4 protein-coding genes are annotated in these 4373 nt (G+C 60.2%); 2 read left to right on the top strand and 2 right to left on the bottom strand.

Going from position 1 to position 4373, the window contains the following annotated elements; translation table 11 throughout:
- A partial coding sequence (locus tag N3J91_08010) for a lamin tail domain-containing protein (protein MCX8156375.1) occupies positions 1 to 1026 on the top strand: 1026 nt, incomplete at its 5' end.
- 258 nt (positions 1027 to 1284) lie between these two features.
- The gene (locus N3J91_08005; protein MCX8156374.1) at positions 1285 to 2835 is read left to right on the top strand and encodes an alkaline phosphatase; all 1551 of its coding nucleotides are present in this window, start codon (positions 1285 to 1287) and stop codon (positions 2833 to 2835) included.
- Positions 2836 to 2898: 63 nt separating this feature from the next.
- Here N3J91_08005 and N3J91_08000 read toward each other — a convergent pair whose 3' ends face one another.
- Together N3J91_08000 and N3J91_07995 are read right to left on the bottom strand one after the other, a co-directional pair.
- Entirely contained in the window at positions 2899 to 3762 is an 864-nt protein-coding gene (locus N3J91_08000; protein ID MCX8156373.1) for a serine/threonine protein kinase, read from the bottom strand.
- Positions 3763 to 3828: 66 nt separating this feature from the next.
- Positions 3829 to 4373: FtsX-like permease family protein (locus N3J91_07995; protein MCX8156372.1), on the bottom strand; the 545-nt coding region annotated here is incomplete at its 5' end.

Genomic DNA, 4373 nt, shown 5'->3' with positions numbered 1-4373 from the left:
GTGTACCGGCGGGTGTTTCATTATCCCACGCCGGGGAGCAGCAACAACCCGGCCCTGGCGCCGGTGCCCGTGTTCATCAATGAATGGATGGCGGACAATATCAACACCCTGGCCGATCCGGCGGATTTGCAAAATGAAGACTGGTTTGAGTTGTACAATCCAGGCCCCGAGGCGGTGGACTTAACGGGGTACATTCTGACTGATAGTACGACTTTGCCTTCGGGCACCACGATCCCGGAGGGTTATGTGATACCTCCGGGGGGCTATTTGCTGGTGTGGGCTGACGGAGAGCCCGGACAAAACCGGCCCGACCGCCCTGATTTGCATGTCAATTTCGCCCTGAATCGGCAAGGGGACGCCATCAGACTGTTCACCCCTCAAGGTGTGCTGGTGGATGCGGTGGTTTTTGGCCCGCAGGCGCCGGACGTGAGTGAAGGGCGCTATCCTAATGGAGGGCCTGTGGTGGGGCGGTTGTCGCGGCCGACTCCGCGCGCATCGAATGCGCCGGGGTTGGTGGCGCAGAACACGCCGCCGGTGTTGGGGTTGTTGCCGCATCGGCGGCTGCTGGCAGGGCAGACCTTATCCTTCGCGGTCACGGCAACCGATGCTGAAACGGCCGCCAGTAATCTGGTTTACACCTTGGGGCCAGGGGCTCCAGCGGGAGCGATGCTCAGCGCGGGGGGGCAATTTACGTGGACCCCGCTGGCGCCCGGCACCAATCAGATTTGGGTTCTGGTTACCGATGGCGGCACACCGCCGCTGACCACCTCCAATTTCTTCATTGTGCGGGTGGGGGCACCGCCCCACTTTGAGCCGGGGGCCCTGCGCCTTGAACAAGGCCGGCTGCAACTGCGGCTGCAGGCCATGGACGGTTTGGAGTATCGTCTGGAATATAAAGAGGCGTTGGAGGAGGCGCAGTGGCGGTTGTTGCAGACCATGATGCCGAGCAATGGATGGATGAATTATTCAGAGTCCATTACCAACCGGCAGCGGTTTTATCGTCTCTTGCAGACGCCTGCCCCCTAAGCCGCGAACGCCTGATTCGCCTGAGCTTCAGGTCAAGCGAACTGAAGGCGAAAGGCCATGGGTTTTTGGGAGGTTGAAAAACAAACGGGCACACACTAATTTTAACCCATGTTAAATCGCCGCCGTTTTTTTACTCGTGCCGGACTGGCCGCTGCGGCCGCCTCCGTGGGCGCGCCGCATATTGCCGTTTCAGCGGAAGCTCTGAACTTGCGCAGCGGACAGAGACCCTCGCGCATCATCCACATTGTCAGTGACGGCATGAGCGCGGGCACTTTGGCCTGTGCCGATCATTACTCCCAATTGACGCGGAAACGGCCGCTGACCTGGATGCAAATAATGAACCAGCCAGGAGTGCATTTTTGCTACATGAATATGCGCTCGCTGAACTCGCTGGTGACGGATTCGGCTGCCGCCTCGTCCAGTTGGGGCAGCGGGGCGCGGGTCGTGAACGGGGCGCTTAATGTATTGCCCAACGGCAAGCGCCTGACGCCGTTGTACACGGTTTTTGGGGAAATCGGCTGGACACGGGCCCTAGTGACCACCACCGAGATCACGCACGCCACGCCAGCGGGCTTTGCCGCCAACGTGCGCAGCCGGGAGAATCCGGAATTGATTGCAGCGCAATACCTGGAGCGGCGCATTGATATTTTGCTGGGCGGGGGCAAACAGTTTTTTGAGGAAAAGAAGCGGCTGGACAAGCGGGATATGAAGGCAGCATACCGCCAGGCCGGCTATTCGGTAGTGGAGACGCGGAGCGAGCTGAAAGCGGCCCCCAAGACCGGCAGGTTGCTGGGCATATTCACCGACAGCCATCTGCCCTACACGGTGGATCATCAGCGCGATCCGAAATTGCGCGAGCGGGTGCCGACGCTGGCGGAGATGACTGCGGCCGCTTTGGAACGGCTGGCCGGAGCCCGGAATTTCATTTTGCAGATTGAGGGCGGGCGGGTGGATCACGCGGCGCACAGCTCGTGCGCGGCCGGGGCGATCCTGGATCAACTGGCCTTGGACGAGGCCATTGATCTGGTGGTGGCCTTTACCAGGGAACATCCGGACACCCTGGTGGTCATGACCACTGATCATGGTAATTCCAATCCCGGCCTCAGTGGCATGGGGGGCGGTTATTCGCGCAGTCCCATGCGCCTGGCCAACATTCAGAGAATTAAGGGGTCGGTGGGAACGATTTTGGGGGAAATCAAGAAACAGGGCACCAAGATTGAGGTTAAACCGGTTTCGATCAACGAGAAAGAAGAGCCGCTGCCATACAAAACGCCGACGGTGTTGTATCGCTATGATGATGAGGAGGCGCAGCGCAAACTCCAGGAAGCGGAGGACAAGGCCAAACGCGAGGAAGAGAAAAAGAAACCCAAGCAGCGCACGGTGGAATATGGCTACTGGGTGGAGGCGGCGCGCATTGTGGAGGTGGTGGAGGAATGGACGGGTTACAAGATGCCTGTTGAGCGGGCGCGGTGGTTCCAGAAATACCTTCTCCGGCAGGGGGACGCCTTGTTTGACCAGCTCAACAATGATACGGCCCAGTTGGGGCAGTTGCTGGCCAATTACACCGGCATCAACTGGATTGGCAATTCGCACACCTCCGACTACTCGCCGGTGGTGGCGTTCGGGCCGGGGTCTGAGCGTTTCAAGGGGTTGATTCAAAACACCGATGTCTTCGGCCATTATCTGGATTTGGTGGGCGTCAATTTCCGCAATCCCACCGTGCCCGAACTGGCGGAGGCTGACATTCTGCCGCCCTCGACTGAAGATATTGCCGCTTACGGCCAGCCCTGGAAGGACGACATGGTGTGAGGAGCCGCGGGGCGGAGCCCGGGGTATTTGGGCTGGCGCTGCAGCCTGCGTGGGGCAGGGGTTTTATTGCACGTAGAGCGCATTTTGCAGGTCGTGCACCAATGCGCTCATGATGGGGTAGCGCCGTTCCGGGTCATTTTCCAGGCACTTGAGCAGAATCTTCTCCAATGCCGGTGGGATGTCCGGGTTGAGTTCCCGTGGCGCGGCGAAGAAGGAGGCCCGTTCCATCTGGCTGCGCAGGACTTCTTCCGGGGTTTCGCCGGGGAAAGGCTTCTGGTAGGTCAACAGTTCGTAGGCGGTGACGCCATAAGCGAAAATGTCCACGCGCTGATCAAACGGCTGCCGGCGAAGTTGTTCCGGGGCCATGTAATGGGGCGTGCCCGGATTGCGCCCGAACTTGCGGGGTTTTTCGGGGATGGGCTGGCAGAGGTCGAAATCCACCACGCGGATGTTGCCGTTGCGGGTCATCAGGACGTTTTCCGGTTTCACGTCCAGATGCATGACGCCATGATCGTGCATGTGTTCGAGGGCCAGCGCCAGATCAATCAAAATCTGGCTGATGTTCTGCACAAACACTTCATCCTGGCGGGCTTGTAAAATCTTGAGATTGGAGCTTTCCACATAATCCATGAGGAGGTAGAGCGTGCCTTCCATGCGCCCATGATCAATGTAGCGGATGATGTTCTCGTGGGGGGGCAGCCGGGCCAGCAATTCGCAGCCCCGCAGGAAGCGGCCACGCGCCACAAAGTTGAACTTGTAGCGGTCGTGCAGCTTGCGCAGGGCATAAGTGCGGTTTTGCGCGTCGGTGGCCACCCAGATGTCCGCCATTCCGCCGCTGTTGATCAACTCATGCAAATAGAAACGCCCGAACGGCCCCGGCTGCGTGCCGGCGCCGCCACTGGAGGACGTGAGACTGTCGAAAATCATGGCCCGCGCGGGGCTGTTTTAACACAGCTCGCGCCGGGCTGTCACCGGGCAAATCGAAAGAACGGCCTAGTCCAGGCGGAGGGCGCGGATGGGCTCGAGACGGGCGGCTTTGAAGGCGGGGAACAAGCCGGCCACGATGCCGGTGAGGAGGCTGAAAGTGAAGGCGATGGCCATGGCGCTGAATGTGACCACGGGGGTGTTGCCGGTGGGGGTGACCGAGGCGAGCAGCTTGACGAATCCCTGGGCGGCGATCAGGCCGGCGATCCCGCCGACGAGGGCGATGACCGCACTTTCGATGAGGATTTGAATGAAAATGCTGGTGTCGGTGGCCCCAATGGCTTTACGGATGCCAATTTCCCGAATGCGCTCATTGATGCTGGCCAGCATGATGTTCATGATGCCGATGCCGGCGGCCATGAGGGCGATGGAGCTGATTACCGCCACGCCCACGCGCACGGCGAAGGTGAGGCTGCGAAACTGGCGGATGAGCGAGTCGTTGGAGGAAATCTCGAAATCGTCAGGCTCGGTTGGCGGCACGCGGCGGGCCATGCGCAGGATGCCCCGGACCTGCTCGACGCAGTCGTCGTAACTGGCCTGGTCACGGGCCTGGA

This window comes from Verrucomicrobiia bacterium, from assembly GCA_026414565.1.
In the GTDB taxonomy this organism is placed as follows: domain Bacteria; phylum Verrucomicrobiota; class Verrucomicrobiia; order Limisphaerales; family Fontisphaeraceae; genus Fontisphaera.
This window is presented reverse-complemented; position numbering and strand designations above follow the sequence as displayed.